The organism is Candidatus Fonsibacter ubiquis, from assembly GCF_002688585.1.
GTDB lineage: Bacteria > Pseudomonadota > Alphaproteobacteria > Pelagibacterales > Pelagibacteraceae > Fontibacterium > Fontibacterium commune.
Window position 1 is genome coordinate 67,525 of record NZ_CP024034.1, and the last position, 26,506, is coordinate 94,030.

The 26,506-nt window shown below is 31.2% G+C and carries 34 protein-coding genes; 21 read left to right on the plus strand and 13 right to left on the minus strand.

Features of this window, described 5'->3' with window-relative positions:
* Window position 1: 1 nt before the first annotated feature.
* Window positions 2-484, minus strand: coding sequence for a polyhydroxyalkanoate synthesis regulator DNA-binding domain-containing protein (locus tag CR143_RS00330; protein ID WP_099339870.1), 483 nt, complete (start codon window positions 482-484; stop codon window positions 2-4).
* A complete protein-coding gene (locus CR143_RS00335) occupies window positions 481-2,346 on the minus strand; it encodes a PHA/PHB synthase family protein (RefSeq protein WP_099339871.1) in 1,866 nt (621 codons plus the stop codon). Before CR143_RS00335 ends, CR143_RS00330 begins: the two co-directional genes overlap by 4 nt.
* Window positions 2,347-2,543: 197 nt before the next feature.
* On the opposite strand from CR143_RS00335, the gene CR143_RS00340 reads away from it, so the two are divergent.
* From CR143_RS00340 to CR143_RS00360, 5 genes are all read left to right on the plus strand, one after another.
* Window positions 2,544-2,999 carry a phasin family protein gene (locus tag CR143_RS00340; RefSeq protein ID WP_099339872.1) on the plus strand — a complete coding sequence of 152 codons (456 nt, stop codon included), beginning with the start codon at window positions 2,544-2,546 and terminating at the stop codon, window positions 2,997-2,999.
* A 150-nt stretch (window positions 3,000-3,149) separates the two neighbouring features.
* Window positions 3,150-3,872 carry an acetoacetyl-CoA reductase gene (gene phbB, locus CR143_RS00345; RefSeq protein ID WP_099339873.1) on the plus strand — a complete coding sequence of 241 codons (723 nt, stop codon included), beginning with the start codon at window positions 3,150-3,152 and terminating at the stop codon, window positions 3,870-3,872.
* A 35-nt stretch (window positions 3,873-3,907) separates the two neighbouring features.
* Window positions 3,908-5,104: an acetyl-CoA C-acetyltransferase gene (locus CR143_RS00350; protein ID WP_099339874.1), complete on the plus strand. Its 1,197-nt coding sequence runs from the start codon at window positions 3,908-3,910 to the stop codon at window positions 5,102-5,104.
* A 6-nt stretch (window positions 5,105-5,110) separates the two neighbouring features.
* Window positions 5,111-5,860: an enoyl-CoA hydratase/isomerase family protein gene (locus tag CR143_RS00355; RefSeq protein WP_099339875.1), complete on the plus strand. Its 750-nt coding sequence runs from the start codon at window positions 5,111-5,113 to the stop codon at window positions 5,858-5,860.
* 4 nt (window positions 5,861-5,864) lie between these two features.
* Window positions 5,865-6,752: an alpha/beta hydrolase gene (locus CR143_RS00360; protein WP_099339876.1), complete on the plus strand. Its 888-nt coding sequence runs from the start codon at window positions 5,865-5,867 to the stop codon at window positions 6,750-6,752.
* Here CR143_RS00360 and CR143_RS00365 read toward each other — a convergent pair.
* Window positions 6,742-8,157: a helix-turn-helix domain-containing protein gene (locus tag CR143_RS00365; RefSeq protein WP_099339877.1), complete on the minus strand. Its 1,416-nt coding sequence runs from the start codon at window positions 8,155-8,157 to the stop codon at window positions 6,742-6,744. The genes CR143_RS00360 and CR143_RS00365 overlap by 11 nt on opposite strands.
* A gap of 135 nt (window positions 8,158-8,292) precedes the next feature.
* On the opposite strand from CR143_RS00365, the gene CR143_RS00370 reads away from it, so the two are divergent.
* Both CR143_RS00370 and aceA read left to right on the plus strand, forming a co-directional pair.
* Window positions 8,293-8,529 carry a hypothetical protein gene (locus CR143_RS00370; RefSeq protein WP_099339878.1) on the plus strand — a complete coding sequence of 79 codons (237 nt, stop codon included), beginning with the start codon at window positions 8,293-8,295 and terminating at the stop codon, window positions 8,527-8,529.
* The gene (gene aceA / locus CR143_RS00375) at window positions 8,522-9,796 is read left to right on the plus strand and encodes an isocitrate lyase (RefSeq protein WP_099339879.1); all 1,275 of its coding nucleotides are present in this window, start codon (window positions 8,522-8,524) and stop codon (window positions 9,794-9,796) included. The genes CR143_RS00370 and aceA overlap by 8 nt, the downstream gene beginning before the upstream one ends.
* Window positions 9,797-9,831: 35 nt before the next feature.
* Here aceA and CR143_RS00380 read toward each other — a convergent pair whose 3' ends face one another.
* Genes CR143_RS00380 through CR143_RS00390 form a run of 3 tightly spaced genes read right to left on the minus strand, consistent with a single transcriptional unit; the run spans window position 9,832 to window position 11,119 of the window.
* Window positions 9,832-10,017 carry a YgaP family membrane protein gene (locus CR143_RS00380; RefSeq protein WP_099339880.1) on the minus strand — a complete coding sequence of 62 codons (186 nt, stop codon included), beginning with the start codon at window positions 10,015-10,017 and terminating at the stop codon, window positions 9,832-9,834.
* Window positions 10,018-10,034: 17 nt separating this feature from the next.
* Complete coding sequence (locus CR143_RS00385) at window positions 10,035-10,565, minus strand: YeeE/YedE thiosulfate transporter family protein (protein WP_017943663.1); 531 nt, start codon at window positions 10,563-10,565, stop codon at window positions 10,035-10,037.
* 2 nt (window positions 10,566-10,567) lie between these two features.
* Window positions 10,568-11,119, minus strand: a complete 552-nt coding sequence (locus tag CR143_RS00390) for a YeeE/YedE thiosulfate transporter family protein (protein WP_099339881.1) — start codon at window positions 11,117-11,119, stop codon at window positions 10,568-10,570.
* 138 nt (window positions 11,120-11,257) lie between these two features.
* On the opposite strand from CR143_RS00390, the gene CR143_RS00395 reads away from it, so the two are divergent.
* The 3 genes from CR143_RS00395 to CR143_RS00405 are packed head-to-tail and all read left to right on the plus strand — an operon-like array spanning window position 11,258 to window position 14,410.
* Entirely contained in the window at window positions 11,258-11,635 is a 378-nt protein-coding gene (locus CR143_RS00395; RefSeq protein ID WP_099339882.1) for a LexA family protein, read from the plus strand.
* The gene (locus tag CR143_RS00400) at window positions 11,622-12,899 is read left to right on the plus strand and encodes a Y-family DNA polymerase (protein ID WP_099339883.1); all 1,278 of its coding nucleotides are present in this window, start codon (window positions 11,622-11,624) and stop codon (window positions 12,897-12,899) included. The genes CR143_RS00395 and CR143_RS00400 overlap by 14 nt, the downstream gene beginning before the upstream one ends.
* Window positions 12,900-12,910: 11 nt before the next feature.
* Window positions 12,911-14,410 (plus strand): cryptochrome/photolyase family protein, encoded by a 1,500-nt coding sequence (locus CR143_RS00405; RefSeq protein WP_099339884.1) that lies wholly within the window; start codon window positions 12,911-12,913, stop codon window positions 14,408-14,410.
* A 3-nt stretch (window positions 14,411-14,413) separates the two neighbouring features.
* Here CR143_RS00405 and CR143_RS00410 read toward each other — a convergent pair whose 3' ends face one another.
* The gene (locus CR143_RS00410; protein WP_099339885.1) at window positions 14,414-14,785 is read right to left on the minus strand and encodes a hypothetical protein; all 372 of its coding nucleotides are present in this window, start codon (window positions 14,783-14,785) and stop codon (window positions 14,414-14,416) included.
* Between the two features lie 26 nt (window positions 14,786-14,811).
* On the opposite strand from CR143_RS00410, the gene CR143_RS00415 reads away from it, so the two are divergent.
* The 6 genes from CR143_RS00415 (at window position 14,812) to CR143_RS00440 (ending at window position 18,769) form a co-directional block, all read left to right on the plus strand.
* Window positions 14,812-15,534: an SDR family NAD(P)-dependent oxidoreductase gene (locus CR143_RS00415; protein ID WP_099339886.1), complete on the plus strand. Its 723-nt coding sequence runs from the start codon at window positions 14,812-14,814 to the stop codon at window positions 15,532-15,534.
* Entirely contained in the window at window positions 15,534-16,226 is a 693-nt protein-coding gene (locus tag CR143_RS00420) for a formylglycine-generating enzyme family protein (RefSeq protein WP_099339887.1), read from the plus strand. Before CR143_RS00415 ends, CR143_RS00420 begins: the two co-directional genes overlap by 1 nt.
* 28 nt (window positions 16,227-16,254) lie before the next feature.
* Window positions 16,255-16,860, plus strand: a complete 606-nt coding sequence (locus CR143_RS00425) for a YjbE family putative metal transport protein (protein WP_099339888.1) — start codon at window positions 16,255-16,257, stop codon at window positions 16,858-16,860.
* Between the two features lie 10 nt (window positions 16,861-16,870).
* On the plus strand, window positions 16,871-17,476 hold the full coding sequence (locus CR143_RS00430; RefSeq protein ID WP_099339889.1) for a YjbE family putative metal transport protein: 606 nt from the start codon (window positions 16,871-16,873) through the stop codon (window positions 17,474-17,476).
* Between the two features lie 49 nt (window positions 17,477-17,525).
* Window positions 17,526-18,041 (plus strand): SOUL family heme-binding protein, encoded by a 516-nt coding sequence (locus tag CR143_RS00435; RefSeq protein WP_204524606.1) that lies wholly within the window; start codon window positions 17,526-17,528, stop codon window positions 18,039-18,041.
* Between the two features lie 533 nt (window positions 18,042-18,574).
* The gene (locus CR143_RS00440; protein WP_099339891.1) at window positions 18,575-18,769 is read left to right on the plus strand and encodes a hypothetical protein; all 195 of its coding nucleotides are present in this window, start codon (window positions 18,575-18,577) and stop codon (window positions 18,767-18,769) included.
* A gap of 112 nt (window positions 18,770-18,881) precedes the next feature.
* On the opposite strand, the gene CR143_RS00445 is transcribed toward CR143_RS00440, so the two are convergent.
* Entirely contained in the window at window positions 18,882-19,526 is a 645-nt protein-coding gene (locus CR143_RS00445; protein ID WP_099339892.1) for an aquaporin, read from the minus strand.
* Window positions 19,519-20,004 carry an arsenate reductase ArsC gene (locus CR143_RS00450; RefSeq protein WP_099339893.1) on the minus strand — a complete coding sequence of 162 codons (486 nt, stop codon included), beginning with the start codon at window positions 20,002-20,004 and terminating at the stop codon, window positions 19,519-19,521. Before CR143_RS00450 ends, CR143_RS00445 begins: the two co-directional genes overlap by 8 nt.
* Before the next feature lie 95 nt (window positions 20,005-20,099).
* Here CR143_RS00450 and CR143_RS00455 point away from each other — a divergent pair, with 95 nt between their 5' ends.
* Window positions 20,100-20,474 (plus strand): Fur family transcriptional regulator, encoded by a 375-nt coding sequence (locus CR143_RS00455; protein ID WP_099339894.1) that lies wholly within the window; start codon window positions 20,100-20,102, stop codon window positions 20,472-20,474.
* Complete coding sequence (locus tag CR143_RS00460) at window positions 20,474-20,851, plus strand: hypothetical protein (RefSeq protein ID WP_099339895.1); 378 nt, start codon at window positions 20,474-20,476, stop codon at window positions 20,849-20,851. The genes CR143_RS00455 and CR143_RS00460 overlap by 1 nt, the downstream gene beginning before the upstream one ends.
* A gap of 9 nt (window positions 20,852-20,860) precedes the next feature.
* Here the strand turns inward: CR143_RS00460 and CR143_RS00465 are convergent, their stop codons facing one another.
* Entirely contained in the window at window positions 20,861-21,607 is a 747-nt protein-coding gene (locus CR143_RS00465) for a D-alanyl-D-alanine carboxypeptidase family protein (protein ID WP_099340986.1), read from the minus strand.
* 148 nt (window positions 21,608-21,755) lie between these two features.
* Between CR143_RS00465 and CR143_RS00470 the strand changes: the two genes are divergently transcribed.
* Both CR143_RS00470 and CR143_RS00475 read left to right on the plus strand, forming a co-directional pair.
* Window positions 21,756-22,982 (plus strand): cation:proton antiporter, encoded by a 1,227-nt coding sequence (locus CR143_RS00470; RefSeq protein WP_099339896.1) that lies wholly within the window; start codon window positions 21,756-21,758, stop codon window positions 22,980-22,982.
* Between the two features lie 57 nt (window positions 22,983-23,039).
* On the plus strand, window positions 23,040-24,050 hold the full coding sequence (locus CR143_RS00475) for a class I SAM-dependent methyltransferase (RefSeq protein ID WP_099339897.1): 1,011 nt from the start codon (window positions 23,040-23,042) through the stop codon (window positions 24,048-24,050).
* Window positions 24,051-24,112: 62 nt separating this feature from the next.
* Here CR143_RS00475 and CR143_RS00480 read toward each other — a convergent pair whose 3' ends face one another.
* The 3 genes from CR143_RS00480 to CR143_RS00490 all read right to left on the minus strand — a co-directional run bounded on the left by CR143_RS00480 (window position 24,113) and on the right by CR143_RS00490 (window position 25,958).
* On the minus strand, window positions 24,113-24,358 hold the full coding sequence (locus CR143_RS00480; protein WP_204524607.1) for a hypothetical protein: 246 nt from the start codon (window positions 24,356-24,358) through the stop codon (window positions 24,113-24,115).
* 247 nt (window positions 24,359-24,605) lie between these two features.
* Complete coding sequence (pal, locus tag CR143_RS00485; RefSeq protein ID WP_099339898.1) at window positions 24,606-25,094, minus strand: peptidoglycan-associated lipoprotein Pal; 489 nt, start codon at window positions 25,092-25,094, stop codon at window positions 24,606-24,608.
* Between the two features lie 90 nt (window positions 25,095-25,184).
* Window positions 25,185-25,958 (minus strand): class I SAM-dependent DNA methyltransferase, encoded by a 774-nt coding sequence (locus CR143_RS00490; RefSeq protein ID WP_099339899.1) that lies wholly within the window; start codon window positions 25,956-25,958, stop codon window positions 25,185-25,187.
* A 236-nt stretch (window positions 25,959-26,194) separates the two neighbouring features.
* Here CR143_RS00490 and CR143_RS00495 point away from each other — a divergent pair, with 236 nt between their 5' ends.
* Complete coding sequence (locus CR143_RS00495; RefSeq protein ID WP_099339900.1) at window positions 26,195-26,494, plus strand: hypothetical protein; 300 nt, start codon at window positions 26,195-26,197, stop codon at window positions 26,492-26,494.
* The last annotated feature ends 12 nt before the right edge of the window (window positions 26,495-26,506 follow it).

A 26,506-nucleotide genomic window follows, 5' to 3' on the forward strand; every position in this document is an offset into this window, starting at 1 on the left:
ATTATTTTTGATTTTTAATTTCCTGAACTTCTTTTTTTAATTTATCAATTTGCGTCATTAAATCGTCAATGTTTTTGTCATCATTAGCAGCAGGTGGTGCGGAGTTTTTATTATCGGTTTTTTGTCCAAAGTTAAAAAAATTAAAATCAGTAAAATTTGGAAAACTTTTTGTAAAAAAATTACTAGTATTTGCTGCATTCATTGTATTTGTTAAAAAATCAAACATCATGTTACTTTTTTTATTTTCATTAAATAAAATGATTTGTTTTAGGATATGAGCTGGAATTAGATTAATTCCTGCGTTTTCTTTTTCTAAAATTATTTGTGTCAAAATAGTCGATGTAATATCATTTTGCGTATCAACATCTGTAACTTTAAAATCTAATTCTTTTTTAATCAAAGTCACAATATCATCTAATGTAATATAAGCGCTTGTCTCGGTATTATATAATCTTCGGTTTGAATATTTTTTAATTTCAATCATGACTGTTTTACGTATTGACCAGGTGCTTCATATAGCACTTCAAAGTTTTTTGCATTAAGTTCAGAGGACTTTTTTAATTGACCAGAATTAACTGCAAGCCATGAAACCCAAACTGGCCACCAGGAACCATCTACCTTGTTAGCGCTATTGAACCATTCGTCTTGCGTTTTCCCTTTTTCAAATTTTTTTGTGTAAAAATGAAGTTTGCCTGGCTTATTTTCTGTTCCTTGAATAATACCAGCGATATGACCTGAATTTGCTAGTACAAAATTAATATGTGAATTGTAGGCATTAAGACCTTGATAAACCGATCGCCAAGGAGCGATATGGTCTTCAGTTGTTGCAACGGAGAAGATTGGCGTATCTATTTTAGATAAATCAATTTCTACATCCCCAATCTTATATTTATTTTTCACAACTAAATTATTTAAATACATGCAGCGTAAATATTCTGAGTGCATTTTTTCAGGAAGACGAGTGGAGTCTGAGTTCCAATGCAACATGTCGAATGCGGTTGGCTCATTGCCAAGTAAGTAGTTATTTACAACGTAATTCCAATATAAATCTACCGGCCTTAAAAAGTTAAAAGCTGCAGCCATATCTTTGCCATCGAAGTAACCAGTTTTTTTCATCTGATTTTCAATACTTGCTATCTGTTCCTCTGTAATAAATATTCCAAGTTCACCCGGATCTTCAAAGTCAATTAAACTTGCAAAGTATGTTGCGCTCGTAATTTTATATTTATTTGGGACAACTTTTAGATAGGCAAGAGCTAAAGAAGCAAGAGTTCCACCAACACAGTAGGAAGCAATGTTTGCACTATTAGAGCCTGTTTTTTCACAAACAACTCTTAATGCCTCTAATACTCCATCTTCAATATATTCTTTAAAAGAAATATTTCTTGAACTTGCGTCAGGATTTTTCCAAGAGATTAAAAAAGTATTAAATTTTTTATCAACTAAATATTTCATCATGGATTTTTTTTCGTTCAAATCCATTATGTAGTACTTATTAATAAATGGAGGAATAACGAGCATAGGTTTTGCATATTGTTGGTCGGTAGCATAATCATATTGAATTAGTTCAAAAAGATTATTTTTGAAAATAACTTTACCTTTTGTTGTCGCTAAATTTTTACCAATTTCAAATTCACCTGCTTTGGATTGCTGAATAAAAAGTTTGTTTGGATGCTTTTCAAAATCTTTTTTATAATTTTCATAGCCCTTAGCTAAATTATTTCCTTTTTCATCCACCGTTTTTTTCAACACTTCAGGATTAGTAAATGCAAAGTTAGAAGGCGATAAAGCGCTATTTAGTTGTTTTAAATAAAATTGCATGATGCGTTTATCTTTTGGATTTTTAAACTCAATATTTTCAATCAAGTTGTTCATGAAATTTGCGCTTATTAAGTAAAACTGTTTTATAAAATCAAAAAAAAGATTAGTCTTCCATTCTTCATTTGAAAATCTTCTGTCAGATTTTTCTTCAAAGATCACCGGATTTGCCATTCCACCTGAGGCACGAGTTACAAAATAAAAATTTAAATTAGCAATTTGTGAAACCCATTTATTAAGACTGTCAAAATATACATTTGGATTCTGTTGGATTTCAGTTGAGAAATTTTTAAATGACTCCATCATTTTATTCATCGTCGGAGCAATCAAATTAGATAAATCACTCATGGTGAAATTATTGCTACTTTGATTGTTAAAGGGAAATGTTGGAAAATTATTTTGACTAGAACCTAAATTTTTAAATGAATCTACATATTGATTGTAAATCTTTAGATTGTTTTCAAAGACACTGCTTAAATCTTCAAAGTTAATCTTATCTGGTCCTTTATCTTTCTCTTTTTTTGTCATTTTATGATTTTGATAATAGCTTAATAATTATCGTAAGAGTAATAACCTATATGTGCTAGCGCAATATTTATATATTGCGATTGCAAAAGAAAAAAATCAATAAAAACAGTAATTTAACATAATTATTCATTTTTACACTTGAATTATATTGCACTGCAACATAAATATAACTCATTAAATAATTAAAGGAGTAAACTATGATGACAAATATAAACAATCCTTTTGAATTCTTTGATTTTCAAAAGATGTTATCTGCTCTTAAAATGCCAACAGTAGATGGTAATTCTGAGAGTTTAATCAATGCTCAAAAGAAAACTTTAGAAACTTTTGCTAACGCATCTAAAGTATTATTTGAAGGCTACAATGCACTTGCTAAAAAGCAAATAGAAGTACTAAACAAAGCTATTTCTAGTGCAAAAGACGCAACATCTGAATTAGCTAAGGGAAATCCTCAGCAATCAGCTGGTAAGTCAATTGAATTGATCCAAGAATCAATCGTTGAAGCTCAAAATATTGCTAATGATTTCTCTAAAATTGCAGAAAAAACTGCAAAAGAATCTTTCGAAATTCTTAACAAAAGACTTTTAGAAGGTTTAACAGAAATCAAAAAAGTAATTGAAGAAGAAGGTAAAAAAGCTTCTGTTAAAAACTAATTAGTTTTTAACTCAGAAAATTAGAGAGTATTTGGCTAAATCTCCCCTTATTTTTAGCCAAATCTCTCTAAATTAAATCAAAATCTAACTAGTAATTTAAAATTTACTCAAGTATAATTTTTAAAAAATTAACATTTTAGCCCTTTTCAAATGTCTAAAGTTGCACTAGTCACAGGCGGAACAAGAGGAATTGGTGCTGCTATTGCTAAAAAATTAAAAGATGAGGGTTTTAGGGTAGTATCTACCTATGTGGGCAAAGAAGAGTCCGCACAAGCATATTCAAAACAAAGCGGTATTGAAGTTATAAAATCAGATGTATCTTATTTTGAAAGTTGTAAATCTGCAGTTGCTGAAGTTGAAAAAAAATACGGTGACATAGAAGTTGTTATCAATAACGCTGGAATTACTAAAGACCGTTTTTTACATAAAATGAATCCTGAAGAATGGAATTCAGTCATCAATACGAATTTAAATTCACTTTTTAATATCTGCCGAAATGTAATTGAAAAAATGCGAGCTAAAGGATTTGGAAGAATTGTCTCTATTAGTTCTATTAATGGTTTAAAAGGACAAGTGGGTCAGACAAATTATTCAGCTGCTAAAGCTGGAATAATTGGATTTTCAAAGGCGCTGGCATTGGAAAATGCGAACAAGGGAATAACTGTAAATGTAATTGCCCCAGGATATGTGGGAACAGATATGGTTAAAAAAATTGATCCAACAATTTTAAAAGGAATTGTAGGTCAAATTCCTGTGGGCAGACTTGCAGAGCCTGATGAAATTGCTGCCTTGGCAAGTTATTTAGTAAGTGATAAAGCAGGCTTCATTACCGGCGCTACTTTTTCAATAAATGGTGGCCAGTACATGCAGTAATAACCAAATTTAAACGAAAGGGAGAAATAATAAAAATGAATGATAATGATGTTGTAATAACAAGTGCAGTACGAACGGCAGTTGGGTCCTTTGGTGGCTCTCTTTCTTCTCTCACGGCTCCGCAATTAGGCGCTGAAGTAATAAAAAAAGCTTTAGAAAAATCAGAAATTAAACCTGATCAAGTTGATACAGTTTACATGGGTCAAATTTTAGCTGCAGGTGTTGGACAAAATCCTGCTCGACAAGCTGCAATCCATGCAGGAATACCTGTTGAGAAAACTGCAACGACGATTAATCAATTATGTGGCTCCGGACTTGCTTCCGTTGCCTTTGGTTATAATTCAATTAAATGCGGTGATGCTAATATTGTTATCGCAGGTGGACAAGAGAGCATGAGCAATGCTCCACACTTTATTAATCTAAGAAATGGTGTGAAGTTGGGTGACACTAAATTACAGGACTCAATGATCGTTGATGGATTGATGGATGTTTACAATCAATATCACATGGGTGTAACAGCAGAAAACGTTGCACAAAAATTTCAAATTACTAGAAAAGATCAAGATGCTTTTGCAGCAGCTTCACAAAGAAAAGCAATTGATGCAATAAAAGGTAAAAAATTTAAGGACGAAATTGTTCCTGTAACTGTAAAAGTTAAAAAACAAGATGTTATCTTTGATAAAGATGAATATCCAAAAGATGGAACAACAATTGAAAAATTAGAAGCATTAAAACCTGCATTTAAAAAAGATGGAACGGTAACTGCTGGAAACGCATCAGGATTAAACGATGGTGCTGCAGTAGTAAGTTTAATGTCTGGCAAAACTGCAAAACAACATAGTATTGAACCCCTTGCTAAAATTGTTTCATGGGCGGTATGTGGTGTTGATCCATCGATTATGGGAACAGGCCCAATACCAGCTTCACGTCTTGCACTTAAAAAAGCAGGCTGGGGTGAAGATGAATTAGATTTAATCGAAGCAAATGAGGCATTTGCAGCGCAAGCTATTGCGGTGAATAAAGAAATGGGCTGGACCATTGATAAAGTGAATGTAAACGGTGGAGCGATTGCAATCGGTCATCCAATCGGTGCATCGGGTGCTAGAATTTTAGTAACTTTAATTCATGAGATGATCAAAACTCATTCTAAAAGAGGACTTGCTACTCTTTGTATTGGCGGCGGAATGGGAATTGCGATGTGTATTGAACGTAATTTTATTGATCATAAATAATTCTTAATGGATTTTAAGAATATTAAAGTAAGAGCTGAGCAAGCCGTTGGCTTTGTTCAAATCGATAGAGTTGCCGATAAAAATTCGCTAAATATTGAAACTTCCAAGGAGATCCTGCAGGCTCTTACAAACTTTGATCAAGACAATGCTATTAAATGTATTGCAATTGAGGGTAATCAAAAATTATTTTCACCAGGGGCTGATATTAAAGAATTAGATTCTTTAACTAAAAATACAGCAGCAGAGAAAAAATTATTTGATGCCTTTGATGAAATTTACAATATTAAAAAACCCGTTATTGCATTGGTAGAGGGTTATGCATTGGGAGGGGGAATGGAACTTGCACTCATTTGCGATTTTATTATTGCATCAGAAAATGCAAAGTTTTCACAACCTGAAATTAATTTAGGCTTAATACCAGGCATTGGTGGCACACAAAGATTAAAACGATCTGCAGGTAAATATAATGCCAATTATCTATGTATGACCGCAGAAATGATCACTGCTCAACAAGCACAAAATATTGGCTTTGTTAGTGTTGTTTTAAAAGCAGATGAATTTAAAGCAGGTTCTCATAAAATATTAAAATCAATTTCAGAAAAACCCCTCTCAAGTTTAGTTGAGATTAAAAGATTAATAAATAAAGATGCTTCATTGAAAGATGAAAGACAAACTTTTTATAAATTACTTGATAGTGAAAATAAAAAAATAGGAATAAAAAGTTTCTTTGAAAAAATAAAACCTGAGTGGAAATAGTTTCTTGTTTAAAAGTTTTGAAAAAAAATTCCAAAAAGTAAATAAGGGTAGAATTTTTTATCGTATTGGTGGTTTTGGTCCGCCATTATTATTATTGCACGGCTATCCACAAAATCATTATATGTGGAATAAAATAGCAGATGAACTTGCAAAAGATTTTACAGTCATACTTCCAGATCTTAGAGGTTATGGACAAAGTTTTGTGATCAAAGGTGATGATAAACATATTAATTATTCAAAAAGAGAAATGGCAAAAGACATGGTGCAGTTAATGGATAAAATTGGTTATTCAAAATTTTTACTTGGAGGCCATGACCGAGGCGGACGTGTTGCTCATAGACTTGCAAGGGATTACCGAGATAAAGTTATAGCTTTAAGTGTGATGGATATTTGTCCAACCTTAGATATGTATAATGCAACGGATCAAGACTTTGCTACAAATTATTTTCATTGGTTCTTTTTAATTCAGCCAAAATTTATTCCAGAAAATTTTATCAGCAAAGATCCAAAAACCTGGCTTAATTATTGTCTTAAAAAATGGTCGGGTGGATTTAATTTTAAAGGCGTTGAAAAATATTATTTAAAATATTTTAAAGATTATAAAAGAATACATTCAAGTTGTGAGGATTATCGAGCAGGAGCAACTATCGATTTAGTTCACGATAAAAAAGATTTAAATAAAAAATTAAATATTCCCTTACAAGTATTATGGGGCAAAAATGGTAGAGTGGGTAAAAAATTTAAGCCCTTAAAAGTTTGGCAAAAATACACAACTAAAAAAGTTGAAGGAAAAGACTTTAATTGTAAGCATTTTATTGCAGAGGAAGCACCAAAACAGACCTTACAAGAGCTTGTTAAATTTTTATCAAAATATTCAAATTTTAATTACTAACGTAGGCAGATGCGCCTCTGTTATTTAAATTAATATCTAAATTTTTGTTAATTGGTGGAAAGGCTCTTTGCTGGCAGTCCATTCTAGGACAAGTCCTACAATTTACTCCAATTGCAATTGCAGCACTTTCATCTTTTATATTTAGAGTATCCGCATAAATAAAATCTTTTGCATATTTTGCCTGACAACCTAGGCCAATACTTAAAATGCTTCGATAGATTCCATGGCGACCTATACCTTTTTCAATAGTTCGGGCAATGCACACGTATTTTTCACCATCCGGCATTTTAGAAAGCGCACAGTGAATTTTTCCTGGCAACATAAATGCAGAGTGAATATTCCATCGCGGACAAGCTCCGCCATAACGAGGAATTTGAATACCGGATAACGATAATCGTTTTGAAATATTTCCGGCAATATCAGTTCTTAACATATGAAAAGGTATTCCTTTCATTTTAGGATCTTGCAAACAAGTTACGCGATGGGCAACTTGCTCAAAGGAAACTGAAAAAGTATGCTGCAATAATTCTAAATCGTAGCGATGTTTTCTGCATTCTTCATAAAATAATTTATAAGGCATTAAAATCGCAGCGGCGGTATAATTGATTAAAGAAATAGTTGTAAGTTTTTTTGCTGTATCAGATGGAAAGTTATAATCTTTAAGATAACCCTCAATTAATTCTAAAGCCTCGGTTTGAACAATTTGAGCAGCACAGTAAATTTTTTTAGTGTCTAAAGTTAAGTAATCAGAAAGATATAATGTTTTTTTTTCAGGAACGTATCGTTTTAAGAAAAATTCATCATTTTTTGGAACAACATCTACGACTTCAATTTTATGGTGTTTTTTTAAATATTCTACTAACAAAACATGACGTGTTCTTAAATTTCTATTTACCTGATTAAAAATTTTATTTGCATATTCCTCTAATTTTGGAAAATAATTTTGATACTCTTGCAAAAAGTCTGAAACGACTTCACCTGGAAATGTGGCTTTAGGATTGGCTACATTTTCACCAGAAATAACTTCAAGTTTATCATAAATTTCAGAATTTTTTTTACGATAAACATCGCCTAAACGAATAAGAGCTTTTGAGATTAATGGGTTAGTTTCTATTAAATCTTTAACTTCTAAATTAGTAATATCTAAATCTTCAAATAAATTATCACTTAATAATTCTTGTAAATCATGGACCAAATTTAAATTATCGTCCGTTGATAATTTTTTAAGATCAAGATTTAAAATTTCAGATGCTTTAATAAGTAAATCTGCACTTACTTTTCTTTTTCCAGACTCAATAAGATTTAAATAACTTGGTGAAATTTCAAGTTTTTTAGAAAGGTCACCTTGGCTAATATTTAGCTTTCTACGCGCTGTTTTGATCTTAAAACCGAGTTGTTTGCTCATAAAAATTTACAAAATTTTCAAATTGTAAATATAATTTTAAAATTTTTGTGACAAATTTACAAGCATTTTCAACATTAATGTTTGAAATTAAATCGAATGTAAATATTGTAAATTTATTAACCAGAGAGGATAATTATGACACATAGAGAAAAACACAATATCGAAAGCAACTGCGTTTCATATAACGATGATTGCTACAATGAAACTAATAGCTACGCAGACAATGTAAAAGCTATGAATAATCTTGAGAAAAAAATTTTTACAGACGCCGTATCCTCTGTCTATAAAACAGGCCAGTCTTTTATTAATTATTTAGAGGCAAAATTATCCATGGTTAAACAAAATAATAACGGTGGATCTAATAATGCCTAATACAACCGATACTCTAGTTAAAAATAGATTAGAAAGTTTAATTTCAAATTACTCCGAGGAGGATGTTGAAAAGCTTCGTGGAACTTTTAATGTTGAATACACAGTTTCAAAAAATTTATCTAAAAAACTTTGGAAATTATTAAATACAGAAAAGTATATTAATACTCTAGGAGGATTATCAGGTAACCATGCCGTTCAACATGCAAAGGCTGGTTTAAAAGCCATTTATTTATCAGGCTGGCAAGTTGCAGCGGATGCAAATTCAGCAGGCGAGATGTATCCTGATCAAAGTCTATATCCATATGATAGCGCACCAAAATTAGTTGAAAGTATGATCAACGCTTTAATGCGTGCAGATCAAATTCAATACATGGAAGTATTGGAAGGGAAGATGGATCCAAAAAATAGTGTTGATTATCATATGCCAATTATTGCAGATGGAGAAGCAGGCTTTGGTGGTCCATTAAATGTTTATGAACTTACTAAAAGATTTATAAAAGCAGGAGCCGCTGGAGTTCATTTTGAAGATCAATTAGCTGCAGAAAAAAAATGCGGACATATGGGAGGAAAAGTTTTAATCCCAACTCAAAATGCAATAAGAAATTTAAAAGCTGCACGACTTGCATCTAGAGTAATGAATGTTCCATTAGTAATTCTTGCAAGAACTGACGCTAATGCTGCAAAACTAATTACCAGTGATTGCGATGAGAATGATAAACCTTTTTTAACAGGCGAAAGATCCAGTGAGGGTTTTTATTATGTTAAGGATGGAATTGAGCAGGCTATTTCAAGGGGTCTTGCTTATGCACCTTATTGCGATTTAATTTGGTGCGAAACTGCAAAACCAGATTTAAACGAAGCAAAAATATTTGCAGATGCAATTCATAAAAAATATCCTGGTAAATTACTTGCTTATAATTGCTCACCTTCATTTAACTGGAAGAAATATTTAACAGAGAATGAAATGCAAACTTTCCAACAAAAATTAGGAGAGATGGGTTATAAATTCCAATTTATTACCCTTGCAGGTTTTCACGTGCAAAATTATTCAGTATTTAAATTTGCACAAAGTTACAAAAAAGATGGAATGGCAGCTTATTCCAAAATTCAGCAACAAGAATTTGAAGCTGAAAAAGAAGGTTATACTGCCGTTAAACATCAGCGAGAAGTTGGTACAACTTACTTTGATACCATCGCACAAATTATAAGTTCTGGAAAAACTTCAACCACTGCAATGAGTGGTTCAACAGAATCTGAACAATTTTAGTTAATTTACTGAGGGCCCGATTAATCGTCGGGCTCTTACCTTTTACAAGTATTTATTCCAAGTAACGAATAAAGAGTACAATTTCTAAGTATTCCGCTAACAATTAAACCAATTGCAAGCCAGCCCCAAGGACTAACCATTCCTAATGCCGTAAAAGTTACAATAACAACTCCAGAAGTAATTCTTATAATTCTATCTATATTTCCAACATTTACTTTCATGTTATCTCCTTTGTTATTTAAAGTTTCTTTTTTTCAAACCACTTAAACAAAAACAAAACTGCAAAAGTAAAAATAATTGCAATCATCCAGTGAGAAACGCCAAGGACATCAGCAACTCCAACTTTTCCCATATCCAACCAAGATAAAACTGTATTTTTTAAGAAAGGATAAATCTCAGCATAAATTCCAGCGCCAATAATCATTCCTAAAGCACCAAATATAGCATGCCATCTTCCTTCACCAATTGCTCCAACAGATGTTCCAGGACAAAATCCCATGATTGCCCAACCAATTCCAAATAAAGCTCCACCAATTAATACACCACCAAAGTTCATTGATTTATGAGCTAATGTAATAATTCCCATATCTTGAAGTAGTAAAATTCCACACATTCCAACAAGAATAGATGACAACATAAATTTTAAAATAGTCATGTCTTGAAGCAACATCGCGCCGATTTGTTTTTCATAACGTAATACTCGAGCACGCTGTAATATGAACCCAAACGCGATACCAGTTAAAAGTCCTAAAATTTGTTCAATAGTCATAATTATAATTTTTTGTAAATAAAGTTAGCAACCAATATTCCAAATCCAAAAAACATTGCCATTGCAAAAAACGAACTTAATGAAAGTTGCATCATTCCACTTAAACCATGTCCACTTGGACAGCCATCTGCAAGTCTTGCACCAATCATTGCAACAATTCCGCCAAGAATAGAAAAGATTGCTCTTTTAACAACAGAGCCACCAAATTTTTGTTTCCATACCGGAGGAACAGGTTCTAATTTAAAACTTTTATCTAATTTTGATGAAATGAATGCTCCAATTAACACACCAATGATTACAAAAAATTGCCAATCTAATTTAACTTTTTCTTTTGCATAATAAATATTTTCAGCCACATGCTCAGGATCAATAGTTTGAAATAAAAATCCAGCGGCTCTTACAAATGTTGTTGAAGCACCAAGGTATGTGCTTTTGCCTAAAAGAGTTGTTGTTAAATAAACAGATACGATTGCAAGTAAGCCAAGCCAAATTCCAGCCACATAAGGATTCCAACCTTTATTTTTTTCTTTAACTTCTGGAATTTTCATTTCCATTAAGATGCTCAAGCACTACTCTTTTTTTGTATCTTTTACCAAGAGCAAAATTAGCGCACATTTTTTCTGCATTTTAATAATTGTATTTATTAACTTTACTTTATCTTGTATTTAGAACAAAACAAGAACATATTTACTATGAAAATACCAGTAATATTGCAGAAAGTATCAGCGGGCTTTCCATCGCCAGCCACAGATTATGTTCAAGATGAAATAGATTTAAACAGTGAGTTAATAAAAAATCCTCCAGCAACTTTTTTAATTCGCGTACAAGGTAACTCCATGACTGAACATAAAATCACCAGTGGAGATTTATTGGTAGTAGATCGAAGTTTAAATTTAAAAAACGATTGTATTGCAATTATAAATTTTAATAACGAATTAGTAGTTAAAAATATTATCAAAGAGAATAATAATTTTTACATCAAAAACAAAGCAGAGAAGATTTTAATTAGTGAGAATTCAGATGTGAATGTTTGGGGAATTGTAACGTATATTATTCATGCAGCCCATTAATAATAGAATTATCGCCTTAGTCGATTGTAATTCTTTTTATGTTTCTTGTGAGAGATTGTTTCGACCAGATTTGAGAAGAAAGCCTGTGGTGGTGTTATCTAATAATGATGGCTGTATTATTTCAAGATCGACGGAAGCAAAACAGGCGGGAATTAAAATGGGTGAGCCTTATTTTAAAGCAAAGCCACTTATTGATAAACATAAAGTTTCAGTCTTTTCATCAAACTATGAATTGTATGGAGATATGTCACGACGGGTGATGAAGATATTAAAAAATTTTTCACCTGATATTGAATTTTACTCCATTGATGAAGCATTCTTAGATTTAACTAATATTAAAATGGATAATGTTAAAGAATATATTTTAAACATTAGAAAAGTAGTTTTGCAGTGGACTGGAATTCCAGTTTCAATAGGAACTGCAAATACCAAAACCCTTGCAAAAATTGCAAATCACGTAGCAAAGAAAAATAAATTAGGCGTTGAGGAATTTATTAGTAAAGACAAAAATGAAGTAGATGAAATTTTAAAAACATTTCCTGTACAAGAAGTGTGGGGGATTGGTAGACAACTTTCTAAATTTTTTAATAACAATAATTTCCATAATGCCCATCAGTTAAAATATGCAGATAATTATTGGGTGAGAAAAAATAGTAGTGTGGTGGTATTAAAAACCATTCATGAACTGAATGGTACATGTTGTTTTCCATTAAATTTTCAATATGTAGCAAGGAAAAATTGTTGCGTATCTAGATCTTTTGGTAAAACCATTACTGAACTAAATGATTTAAAAGAAGCGGTAGTGATGCATTGCATGACAGCGGCTGAGCGAATTAGATCGGAAGGTTTAATTGTAAAGTCTGTTTATGTGTTTATTAAAACCAGTCGATTTAAAAAAGATTATGTATCGCGCGTTCAAAAAATAGATTTACCCATTGCAACGAATAACACTTTAGAACTGACTAATGTGTGCGCAAAGGCTTTGGAAAATATTTATATTAAAGGTTATTTTTACAGTAAAGCCGGTGTTATTTTTGCAGATTTAAAGCCTAAAGATCACTATGAAAAAAATTTATTTTCTGATCAGAATTTAAATTTAGATCACCTAATGAAAGTTATTGATCAAACAAATAGTAAGTTTGGCAGAGGTGCGGTTACCGTTGCAGCCGCACGATTAAATAATAACTCAAAAATGAATAGACGTTATTCATCTAAAATCGACACCTCCTTTATAAAACTTGCCCCAACGGTTAGAGCACATTAATTATTGTTCCTATGATCCATAAAGCAAAAGCTTTTGTCATTTTAGGCAATCAACTTTTCTCACCCATCCATTTAAAAAGTTTTAAAGATCATCATTTCATGATGGCAGAAGATTATCAGTTATGTACTTACGTCAAACATCACCGTCAAAAGATATTACTTTTTTTATCAGCCATGCGTTCATATGCAGATGAATTAAAAAAGGCAGATTTTTCACTTACCTATTATGATTGCAAACACGAATTATTTAAAAAAAGTTATGAAGATAAAATTTTATTCTTTATAAATAAAATTAAAACTAAACATGTAGATTTATTTGAAGTCGAAGATAAGTTTTTTGAAAAACAATTAATTAATTTTTTTAACAAAAATAAAATTCAATTTAATTTTATAAAATCACCCATGTTTTTATCTAGCCGTGGTGATTTTAAAGAATATTTACAAACGAATAAAAAGCCATTCATGGCTAATTTTTATAAAATTCAAAGAATTAAATTTAATATTTTAATGAAGAGTAAAAACGAGCCGCTAGGAGGCAAATGGAGTTTTGATGAGGATAATAGAAATAAACTAGATCCCAAAGTTAATATTCCAAAACACATCACCTTTAAGCAAACAAATCATACTGAGAATGTAAAAAAGTTTTTAGAGAAAAATTTTCTAGATCATCCAGGTGAAATTGAAAGTTTTAATTTTCCAACTACCCGCAAAGATACCTTAACTTTATATTTTGACTTTTTAAAAAATAAATTAAATTTATTTGGAGATTTTGAAGATGCCATTTCACACAAATCCCATATTCTATTTCACAGTATGTTAAGTCCGTTAATTAATTTAGGACTTTTGACGCCACAACAAATCGTGAGTGAAACCTTAGCCTATGCAAAAACGAATAAAGTAAAACTAAATTGTCTTGAGGGGTACTTGAGGCAGATTATTGGCTGGCGTGAATTTATGCGAGGCATTTATCAAAATTATGAAAGCAAATTGGAAAATACTAATTTTTTTAAATCCAATAAGAAATTAACTAAAAGTTGGTATGATGGAACCACAGGAATTGACCCCTTGGATCACACCATTAAAAACTGCATCAAATATGGCTGGTCACATCACATCGAGAGATTGATGGTGGTTGCAAACATTATGAATCTTTCAGGAATCGATCCTAAATCGGTTTATCGATGGTTTATGGAAATGTACGTAGACTCTTCAGACTGGGTCATGGCGCCTAACGTTTATGGAATGGGTTTATTTAGTGATGGGGGAATTTTTGCAACTAAACCCTACATTTGTGCCTCAAGTTATCTACTTAAGATGAGTGATTTTAAACGAGGTGAATGGTGCGATACTTTAGATGGATTGTACTGGAAGTTTATTGAAAGGCACAAGGTATTTTTTGGAAAAAATTATAGATTATCCATGATGGTTAAAATTTTAGAAAAGATGGATAAAGAAAAGAAGAAAAGAATTTATTCTGCAGCTGAAGATTTTATTAAAAGAAATACTAATTAATAATTACTCGTGTTCTCCGCCCGGATCATCCTTTGGTAATTTCGTTTGTTTGCCATTAATCCAAAGATTTTGTCTTGATCGAGTAGGGGTGTGGTAATTAGGATCTGTTCTAAATCTTCTAATATCTTGAAATTGTTTAAATGTGTAATAAGCAACGAAAATCAAAAGTAAATGGCCTAAAAACATACCAAGCCAACCATAAACAAACATGGGAACGGTGAAAACCCACACACTAAAAGCAGTGGACCAAAGGGCACTTAAAACAATTAAAATTTGCAGTCTTACGGTTTTAGGTAAAGCTCGCAAATCATTTTTTGTATCATCAAACAAAACCGTCGCACTATCGCTCATCCATTTAGTAAAATCTTTAAACATAATGAAATTGCATATACACTGATTTAATGAGTGGCAAAATAGTAATTATTGGCGCAACTGGTTATACAGGATCAGCTCTTGCAAGATCTTATGCTAATGACAATATCCAATGCCACTTAATTGCAAGAAATGAAGCAGAGTTAACTAAATTATCAGCAGAAACTAATTTTAAATACTCGGTTTGTTCAGATGTAACAAATCTGCAAAGTGTTGAGGAAAGTTTAAAAGATATTGAAAATGAAAAAATTTCAGGACTTGCTTATTGTGTAGGCTCTATTGTTTTGAAATCATTTCAAACTACAAAAGAAGAGGATTTCATTAACACTTTTAACTTAAATGTAAGTGGAGCCATTCATTTTATAAGAAAATTACAAAAGCAACTTACTGAAAGTAATGGATCAATTGTTTTATTTTCAACGGTTGCAGTGGATCGAGGCTTTAATATGCACTCAGTAATCTCAACTGCAAAAGGGGCCATTCAAGGATTAACCACTTCTTTAGCTGCAGAATTTGCACCAAAAATTAGAATAAACTGTATTGCGCCAAGTATTACCCAATCCAAAATGGCAAAACCTATTTTAGATAACGCAAGAATTGCAGAACAAATACCTCTTAAACATGCAATGAAAAGAGTTGGAAAGCCTGAAGATTTAGCTGAAACTGCAAAGTTTTTATTATCATCTAATAGTAGCTGGATCACCGGCCAAATCATCCATGTGGATGGAGGAAAAAATAATTTAGAAACATAATGAAAGTTTTACTAAAAATAATTTTTATTTTTCTTTTATTTCCAATTAAAACCTATGCCTTTGAAAATCCTAAGGTAAAAATAAATAATTTTTTCATCCAAAAATATGAAGTAACAATTGCTGAATTTTCAAATTTTGCAAACAAAACTAATTTTAAAACAGAGGCTGAAAAACAAGGATTTGGCTATGAATATGGTGTTGGCTGGGAGAAAAGAAAGAATTGGAATTACAAAACTCCTTACGGCAAAAATCCTGATAGCTTAACCGAACCTGCGGTACACGTTAGTTATTTTGAAGCTGAACAATATTGTAAATTTATTAATGGCAGATTGCCAACCTTTGCAGAATGGTCAACTGCAGCCTACACACAAGTTTTAGATTCAAAAGTATTTGAGAAAAATAAAACGTATTCTTATCCAAGTGGAGATAAAGCTGAGAAAATGAACTCCACCGATCTTCTCTCTTATAAAAAACATTATGACGTTTTAAAATTGCCAGAGGGAATCAATGGTTTAGTTGCAATGGGTGGAAATGTTTGGGAATGGACCAAAGATAGAAAAGATAACTCTGCATTAACTGCAGGTTCTTCATGGTGGTACAGTTCAAGTAATACAACTAAGAATGGAGCTCAATTTAAACCAGCAGATTTTTATGCGATTTATGTTGGTTTTCGATGCGCGTTTGAAAAATAGCCACAATTACATTATATAGCCACTCAAATTGACAGAATTTTTTTCAGAAGAAATTAGGATTACCATCCAAATCATTTTAATTGATCTCGTGTTATCAGCGGATAACGCAGTGATTATTGGGATGGCTGCGTCTCAATTTGATCCAGAAATTAGAAAAAAAGTTTTAATCATTGGAACAGCTCTAGCTGTTGTCTTTAGAATTCTTTTTTCTGCAATGACCGCCTACCTCATGCAGTTTCAAGGTATTCGAACAATTGGAGGAATTTTATTATTTTGGGTGGCGTACAAATTGTATGTGGACATTTTAAAAGAGAAAAAAGACCAAAGTGCTGAATTAAATAAATACCAAGTTAAAGAAGAAGAGAGAAAAAATTACCGTAAAGCTATTACCACCGTTGTAATTGCAGATATCACTTTAAGTTTTGACAATGTAATTGCCGTTGCAGGCGCTGCAGGAACTAACTATGGCTTATTAATATTTGGTCTAGCCCTTGCAATTATTTTAATGGTTACCCTTGCCAATGCCATTTCAGTTTATATAAAAAAACATAAGTGGATTGGCTGGTTAGGTTTGCTTTCTATCCTTTGGGTTGCTGCAGACTTAATTTGGGACGATATTAAGTTGTTGTTATAGCAATAACTCCATGGAATTTTTCGCTGATGATTTAAGGCTGACCATAAAGATCATATTAATTGATATGATTTTATCTGCGGACAATGCCATCGTCATTGGTCTAGTTGCCTCTCAATTTGATCCTAAAATTCGGCAAAAAGTTTTAATCATTGGCACAACCCTTGCAGTATTATTTAGAATATTATTTGCAGTTTTTGTTGCCTATTTTCTCCAATACAAAGGGGTACGAACCTTTGGTGGAATTTTATTATTTTATATCGCTTACAAACTATACGGTGATATTTTAAAAGATAATCCAATTGAACAAGTAAAAATAAAAAAATCTCAGCTGATTAAAGAAACCGATAAAAAAAATTATTGGAGCGCAATTTTAACAATTATTGTTGCAGATTTAACCATTAGTTTTGATAACGTGATTGCGGTAGCAGGTGCTGCAAAATCTAATTATACATTACTTATTTTTGGTCTAACACTTTCAATCATTATGATGATCACCCTTGCCAATGCCATTTCAACTTATTTAAAAGAACATAAATGGGTGGGTTGGCTTGGAATTTTATCTATTCTTTGGGTGGCTGTTGATTTAATTAGAGATGACTTTAAATTATTTTTTTAAATGGATAGGGAGAATATTTTTCTCTTTATTAATTTTAATCACAACCTCTATGGCAAATGAAGAACCTGATTATATTGTCCTTAAAAAAGAAAGTGACATTGAGATTAGACAATATAAAAATTTCTTAACTGCATCCATCGAAATGGAAGGAGATAGAAAAGAAGCAATCGGAAAAGGATTTAGATCTTTATTTAAATATATTAGTGGTGAAAATAAAAATAAAGAAAGTATTTCTATGACAATACCAGTGATGCAGAAAAGTACAGGGAATAATAAATGGAGCATTTCTTTTGTGGTTCCTAAAAAATTTGATCTTAAAAATGTTCCTCAACCTGACAATGCAAATATTCAAATAAAAAATAATTTAAATTTAAAAGTTATTGCAATTACTTTTTCAGGTTTATTTAGCGATGGTAATATTCAAGAAAATGAAACAAAACTTAGAAATTATATAAAAGAAAAAGGAATTAAAATTGAAGAGCCTGCAATTTATGCAGGTTATAATGCACCTTGGACACCTTGGTTTTTAAAAAGAAACGAAGTGATGTTTAAGTTAGCAGGTTAGGGGATTTTTTTTAAAAAGATCACAGTATAATACTCGTAAAAAAAAATAATTAAAGCATCATAAAATACTGTTTTTACTTTTATATTTTTTTTAAAGTTACTATCTCAATTTCAAGCTATTAAAATCAACGGCTTATCAAATCAGTCAAAATAAGCTTTGCCACAATTGATGCTAAATTTATGATTTTAAATATTTATTTCTTATCCTTGAATGTGGGCAGACAAATTTGCTTTTTTAAATATAAGGATCATATTTATCTACAAGGAGGCAAATGAACATACACCTACCTTTTACATGAATTGACGGTAACGTTATTTCATAGAGTAAGCTTAAGAACCTTTGCTTAATCAAAAAAAGGTTCAAAAAATCAAATAAATTTTCCGGTTTTTATAACCTGATAAAAGGGACCAAAGGTCCCTTTTTGCCCTATTTTTAAAGGATATTGACAAGGATACAAAAATATTGCATTATAAGCATAACTGATATGCAAGATTCGCAAGTCAGTAAGTTAAACACAAAACAAAGGAGTTAAAATGCTAGAAGGATCAAAAGGTTTGATAGCTAAGAATTTTGAAAATAAACAAAAAGAAAAAAATATTGATAATTTAAATCGTAACATGAAGTCCGTTGATACTTATGGAAATGGTACAACAGGTTACAAAATTAAAAACGGCGTGAATGCCGGTAAAGTAGTTGGTCATATCACAAGACCAAAGTCAGAAATTTAAAGTTTTATTAACTTGGCGAAAGCCAAGTTAATGAAAATCCTATAGCCAAGCATCTCCTATAATTCCCTTTATATTAGACTAAGCTATAGGCATGTCTAAAGCGTAGATAATTTTAATATTTTTTCTTAAAAAAATACACAAACACTAAAGCAGCAAATAACTGCGCTATTACAAAGCCAATTACATCCGTTGAATAAATTCCAACAAAAGTATCGGTAAAACTTCTAGCAACTGTTAACACTGGATTTACAAAAAAAGTAGATGAAGTAAATAAATAACCTGTTGCAACTAAAAGCGCGACCATTAGCGGTATGAGATTTTTATTAGTGTTTGAGAAATGTTTAATGACAAAAAGTAATATGATCGTTGAGATAAATTCACTGATCCAAAAGGTGTAACCTGATCTGATCTTTGTTGAAAATTGAATGATAGGTAAATAAAAAATTAAATGGGCAATGATAATTCCAAGTAAGGCGCCCATCAGTTGACTGAGAAAATATTTAATTAATATTTCATTGCTAACCTCGCCATCGGCCCAAAACATCAACGTTACAAGCGGGTTAAAATGAGCACCTGAAATATTTATAAAAATAGTAATAAGAATAAAAAGAGCAATTCCGGTTGCAATGGAATTAATTAATAAAGCAATTCCAGAGTTACCCCTTGATAAGTCGTAACCCATAATTCCAGAACCCGTAATGACCATGATAAGTAGGGCGGTGCCTATAAATTCAGCAAAATATTTATTATTAATCATTGTGGTAAATTTCTCTAAGTTTAAATTTTAAATTAACCGTATCCATAGTTGCAATAGGTAATCTTACAAGCCTTTCTATCTTGGGTTTTAAATTTTTAACTAACTCATCAAATGCCTTCCGTTTTTCAACTTGATCTCCACCCCCAGCCGATGGATCTTTAAATCCCCAATGAACTTGTAAAGGATGGCCTGGCCAAATAGGGCAGACTTCCTTTGCAGCACTATCACAAACAGTAATAATAACATGCATTTTTGGCGAGTTTGGTTTTGAAAATTCGTCCCAACTTTTAGAATATAGTTTTTTATTATCATAGCGCATCTCAGCTGCAATCTCTTTTGCAATAGGGTTAATTTCGGTTTTAGGAGATGAGCCTGCACTAAATCCTGTAAACTTACCTCGCCCTAACGTGTTTAATAAAATTTCAGCAATAATAGATCGGGCAGAATTGTGCGTGCAGAGAAATAAAACATTGATCATAATTAATTTTATCTCAGATTTATTAAACTTCTATGACAATAAAAATAAAGAATAATACTTGCAGTATATTTATTTGTTATGTTATAACATAACATATGAAGCATAATGATGATTTAGTACTTGATATTATTAAGAATAATACAAAATCCCTCACCGCTTATGAGATCTTAAGTAAAGTTCAAAAAATGAAAAAGATCCAACCTATGTCTGTTTATCGCTCTCTTAAAAATTTACAAAACCAAGGAAAAATTCACAAATCTAATCAAAACAAAAGCTTTTTATTGTGCAAAGAGGGTGAGCATGATCATAAGCACAATCCTGTTTTAGTGATTTGCAAGGACTGTGGAAAAACAGAAGAATTAGAAGTGAACTCTTTTAGTAAATTATTATCTAATCTTAAAACAAAAGCTAATTTTCAATTTCAAAATTTTCAAATGGAAGTTTCATCAACTTGCAAAGGATGTAATTAATGGAGCATTTATTAGAAAGTATTCCTTTTTTTCAAGATAAAGTTTTATTTAGAGGTTATATTTTTGGTGTCATTCACGCAGGTCTTATTATTATTGGATATTATACAGGATGGAGCATTAACAGATTATTAAAAATTGTTTCAAACGGATATATCGCAGGTATTGTTGGTGCAATATTTGCACATGTTATTGCAGATCTAATTGCATCCCTTTTTGATCCAGATATTCGTCCAGCAACGCTTGGAATATTTTTAGGAGGTTTAACGCCTTTACTATTAATTCCAGTTCTTGAAAAATATGTTGTGAAATCTAAACATCATATTGTGGTTGGTGATCATGATGATATTAAAAAAGATCTTAAAGATCACAATCACTAATTTTATAATTTAAAAATTTCTAACTAAGTATCTGACCTCTGGAATTCGAGTATGGGTATTTTTACTTCCTAAAACAACCACAACCCTTTTGCCTTTATTTGTCTCTGTAAGTAAAGCAATGCAGCCACCAGCGGCGCGAATGTAACCCGTCTTGCTTACAATAAATTTTCCATTTTTAACTAATGGATTGGTATTTTTTACAGAATAGTAACCTTCTTCTAATTTTATACGCATTGAGGGGGTTTGTGAGGATTTGACAATAACTGGGTAATTTTGAGCAGCAAGAACTAACTTAACTAAACTACTTGAGGTTGAAACATTGTCATCATTTAAACCTGAGGCATCTACAAAAGACGTATCTTTCATGCCAAGTCTTCTTGCCTTAATATTCATAGCTTCCACACAAGCCTCATATCCGCCTGGATAAGTTTCGCACAATAAATCCGAGGATTGATTGCTAGAGCGAATGAGTGCAAGGCGTAGGTGTTGTCTTCTTGAAATACCATTTATCTTTTCATCTAAGTCTTGATTAGCATCAAGCACCACCATGGCAGTCATTAATTTTGTAATACTTGCAATACTTCGCAGATCATTAGCATTTGAACTTTTAATAATTCTGCCATTATCATCTGCAACCACCCAGCTCTTTGCGCTCACCGCAGGTTTTCTTTTTTGATGATTGGATGGTTTTTTAGCCTCAGCAGCTAAGGATAAAAACAATACAACTATAAAGAAGATGATAAAACTTTTCTTCATCATTGAGGTTCTTACATTAATTTGCCCTTAAAGAAACCCTTGCTAACAAAACTCGCTCAAAAGCTTACTTTTTAAAGAGATATTTCTACAAGACTAAGATAATTTATTAAAAAATTAATAATAAATTAATTTTATCGATTAAAAAAATATGGATCAAAGTGTAAATTTAATTGCACTTCTTGCAACTGGATTTGGACTGGCCTTATTTTTTGGTTACCTTGCTAATTATTTTAAAATTCCAACTTTAGTTGGTTATTTATTTGCAGGATTTTTCATAGGCCCCTTCGCTCCAGGATATGTTGGTGATCAACAACTTGCAAATCAACTCGCTGAAATTGGCGTCGTCTTGCTAATGTTTGGAGTGGGTTTGCACTTTAGTTTAAATGATTTAGATCGATTAAAAAAAACTGCAATTCCAACAGCTATCTTAAATATTTTTATCATCACCCTCATTAGCGCCATTATCAGTGTACATTACTGGGGATACTCTGTGATGGGAGGGGTAATTTTAGGACTTTGTTTATCAGTCTCCTCAACGGTAGTGCTTGTTCGTGCTTTAGAAAAAAGAGATTTAGTGACAACAGATATTGGTAAATTTTCAATTGGCCGCTTAGTGGTTGAAGATATTATTATGATCTTAGTACTAGTCTTTTTACCAGTTATTTTTCAAGTTTTTATAAAACCAAGGCCTGAAATCATGGAGCAGACATTCACCGAAGATTTAATGCCAGCATTATTAGCGCTGCTTAAAATTATTATATTTATTTTTTTAATGTTATTTTTAGGAAGAAAAATTTTACCTAAAATTTTAAAAGCCATTGTTAGAACAGAATCGCGAGAATTATTCACCCTTGCTATTGTCAGCGCAGCGGTGAGTATTTCTTTTTTTTCAGCAAAATTTTTTGAAGTATCCATGGCCTTAGGTGCTTTTTTTGCAGGTACTATTTTTAAAGAAACAGAGTATTCAAAGCGTGCAGAATTAGACTCTTTGCCACTTCGTGATTTATTTTCAGTTTTATTTTTTGTCAGTATTGGAATGTTGTTTAATCCCTTAATTATCATTCTTTATCCTTATAAAGTTTTGATCATTGCAATCATTATTGTGGTTGTAAAATTATTTGCAACCACCGTTCTTTGTGTTCTCTTTAAATATCCATTTAAAACTGCTTTAGTAATTGGCTGTGGTCTTGCACAGATTGGAGAGTTTTCTTTTATTTTGGCAAGTATGGGATTGCAATTTAAATTAATTTCAAAAAATGCTTATAATTTAATTTTAGTTGGTGCTTTTATTAGTATCGCACTTAACCCAACGCTCTTTAAATTAAGCAGACCTTTTTTAGAATGGTATGAGAAAAAAAGACGATATTTTTATTAAATATTTTTAAATTCCTGCCTGAATTAAGTCTTTATTTATAGATAATTAATTTTAAAAATGACCATTTTTAAATCAGAAATTAATTGTCCAATTTGTTTAACTTTTGAAAGAAAAGTTATTTCAAAAATAAGTAGAGATTTTAATAAATTAACTACTGTAATTTGTACGGGATGTGGTTTAATTCATTCCTATCCAATTCCTAATCAATTGGAATTAAATAAGTTCTACGAGCATGAATATCGAAAGAATTATAAATCAACAACTAGACCTAAATTAAAGCACACTTTTCGTTATGGTCCACATGCTATTAGTCGCGTAAAATATATTAAGAAATATTTAAAGCCTCATCAAAAGACTTTATTAGATATTGGCTCTGGTAGTGGAGAGTTTCTTTATATGGCAATTAAATCAGGTTTCGATGCAAAAGGAATTGAGCCTAATAATGGCTATGCGGATTATTCAAAAAAGTATTTAGATTTGCCAGTTATTAATAAAACTTATCATCATGCAGAAATAAAAGAGAAATCCTTTGATGTGGTAAATTTACAAGATGTTCTTGAACACTTGCCCGATCCTTTATTCTGTTTAAGTTTTATAAATAAAATTTTAAAAGAAGAGGGAATACTTTCTATTTCAGTTCCTAATATTGAGTTTTTTGGACATTCTCCTTTTACCCAATTTCATTATGCGCATATCTATAATTTTAACTCTGCAACATTAAGAGCCATATTATTCAAGTCTGGTTTTGAAATTTTAGATTTAAATGAGGGAGTCACCACTTTTGTTGCAAAAAAAGTAAGGCAACCAAATGCAAAGATGAAGTTAACGATGGTTGAGAATTATCAAAGACTTATTGATAAATTTAACAATCAAAGTTTAACAAATCACTACACAACTTCCCGTCCTTATAAAAGATTTTTTAAGAAATGTTATCAATATACTCGCGAATTTTTTTTAATTTTATTTATTCGCTCACCTAAAAAAATTTTAGATAATTTTTATAAGAAATTATCTGTGACTTTAGCTCTATTAGAGTTTCACTTAGAATTAATAATTTTGGATTATTGAGAGTAGATTTAAATTCCAAAGCGGACGATAATTGATGTCCGCTTTGAAATATGAAAAAGGGATTAAACTTTAGATCCGATAAGTTTTAAAGCATCTTTTAACGCTTTTTCGGACTTATCATGAGTTCCGGCTTTATGTAATTTTTCGCCTTCAGCTCTTAAAGCTTTAGCTTTTGTAACATCTGCTGCAGAAGCTTTTGTAGTTTTTACATCAGTATCAAACTGCGCCCATAATTTTGGACACATTTTTGCAAATGCTGTTGAAGATATTAAAAACATTCCAACAATCATTACCATTAGTTTTTTCATGTGTTTTTTATTTGTTAATTTTCGAGAAATTGCGCCTTTTTATTAAAAAAATCAATAAATTTTAGAAAAAGATTAAAGTGGTAAAAAACCAGTCAATAAATCGCATCAAATAACTGCCAATAATCGTAAGGGCAATGATGGCTATAACAAATAGCACTATAAATCTAACCGTTAAAAATACATTACGTTTAGGTGTGAGTTTTTTGCTCTGGCGTTTTGCCATGGACGATATTTAAGTTGTTAAGTTTTAGTTAACTTTAACTGTAACGGTTCTTCTGTTTTGTGACCAAGCCAGTGGATTGGATGCTGGGTTTGCAGGTCTTTCTTTTCCGTAGCTGAGAACTTTTATTCTTTGTGAGGCAATTCCATTCACCATTAAAAAATCTCTTACAGCATTTGCTCTTTTTTCACCAAGCGCTAAGTTATATTCTCTAGTTCCTCTTTCATCAGCATGACCTTCTAATACAATATTGAAACTAGGGTTTGCCTTTAAGTAAGTCACTTGTTTAAGCAAAGTTTCTGATCCTCGTGTGGTAATATCAGACTTATTTGTTGCAAAGAAAATTCGATCTGGAATACCATCTGCTAAAAATTTAATTCTGTCTTTTCCAGTATAAACATCATTTTCGATTTCACTTATTGGACTTGCAGGTTTTTGCACTTGATTTTGCGTTGCACAACTTGCAGTAAAAAATAAGAGTGCAAGTATTGAAATAATTTTTATATTTTTGATCATTATAAAACCTTCTCAATGAAATTTGTTCAAAATATGTCTATTGCAACCTCTGATTTTATATTTCAACCAGAAAGTTAAATTTTTCATAACCTAATTATATGTTAAAAAATTTTTTGGAATGTCGTTAATTTTTTTTCCAATAATTGCATAATAATAGATAGGAGCCCCTTCAATTGAAAGGCGGTGCTGATATCTTTCTAAGTTATAAATATCTAAAAACTCCGAGAATATAATTTCTTGAATAGTTTTTGAAAAACCTGAATTATCTTTTTTATCTAAAAAAGTTTCTTTAATATTAAATCCAACCCAACCCTGAGACTCAATAATATTAAAGGCATTAACAAACGCATTTGGAGGAATATCTCCAAAACCAAGCGCAGCAACACTAATTAAGCAATTGCATCTCCATTCTGCAATATTTTCCGCAGTTTTTTTATCTAAATTTTGAAAATCACAAACGTAATAATTATCGTAAGTTCCAGGTCGATCTCTTAAAGTAGCTTCTTTTGCTTCAGGCAGAATATCCACTCCAATAAGTCTTGAAATTCCATATTTTTTTAACTCAAAGCCAACCACACCGTTACCCGCTCCCAAGTCTAAGATTCTTAATTCAGATAAATTTTTATCTGATTGGCTTAGAGCGTTTTTTAAAAGGGAGGATATTTTTACAGGAGAAGCACATTTAAGACGGTCATAAAATAATTGTTCATATAAGCCCTCTATTTTATAAATTTCATTATAATCATGAAATCTTAATTTTTTCTTTTCATTGTTTTCATCATCCCAATAAAAAAAATAAGCTTCATCTTGATTTAGATGATCTGCGTGTTCTTTTGGAAAACTAATATGATATTTTTTTTTCATTAGTTTAATAGAACATAAAATTTTTAAACTGTAAAAAATTTTTTTTTAATTAAAAAAATGAGACTTGTTTTAAATACGTCTATTTCAACCTCTGATTTTATATTTCAACCAGAAAGTTAGACATTTATTGCTAAAAAAAATTTACAATAAGACATTTGATATGACCGAAAAACAAATTGTAATTTTAATATTTAGTGCTTTAATGATTTTGATAATTTTTTCTTAAAATTAAATTTATGTTTTTAAAAAAAATATTTTTTATTTTTATTTTAACTTTTTTTATTAGCTCTTGTGCAGCAGTATCTGAAAAAGCTGCAAAAAAGGCTGATAAAGAAAATGCTTATCTTTCAACTTTTTTAAGCAAACCTTCATTCAATTTAAGTCAAACCTTTGGAAAACCGACTCAAATTTTAACTGAAAATAACCAAACCGTGCATGTGTATGAAATTAAGGGCAAAGTATTTGATTGTCAGAGAAAATTTACAATCGACAATAAAAATATCGTAACTGGTTTTGTCTCCACGTGTTGGGATTGATTTTATAAGTAT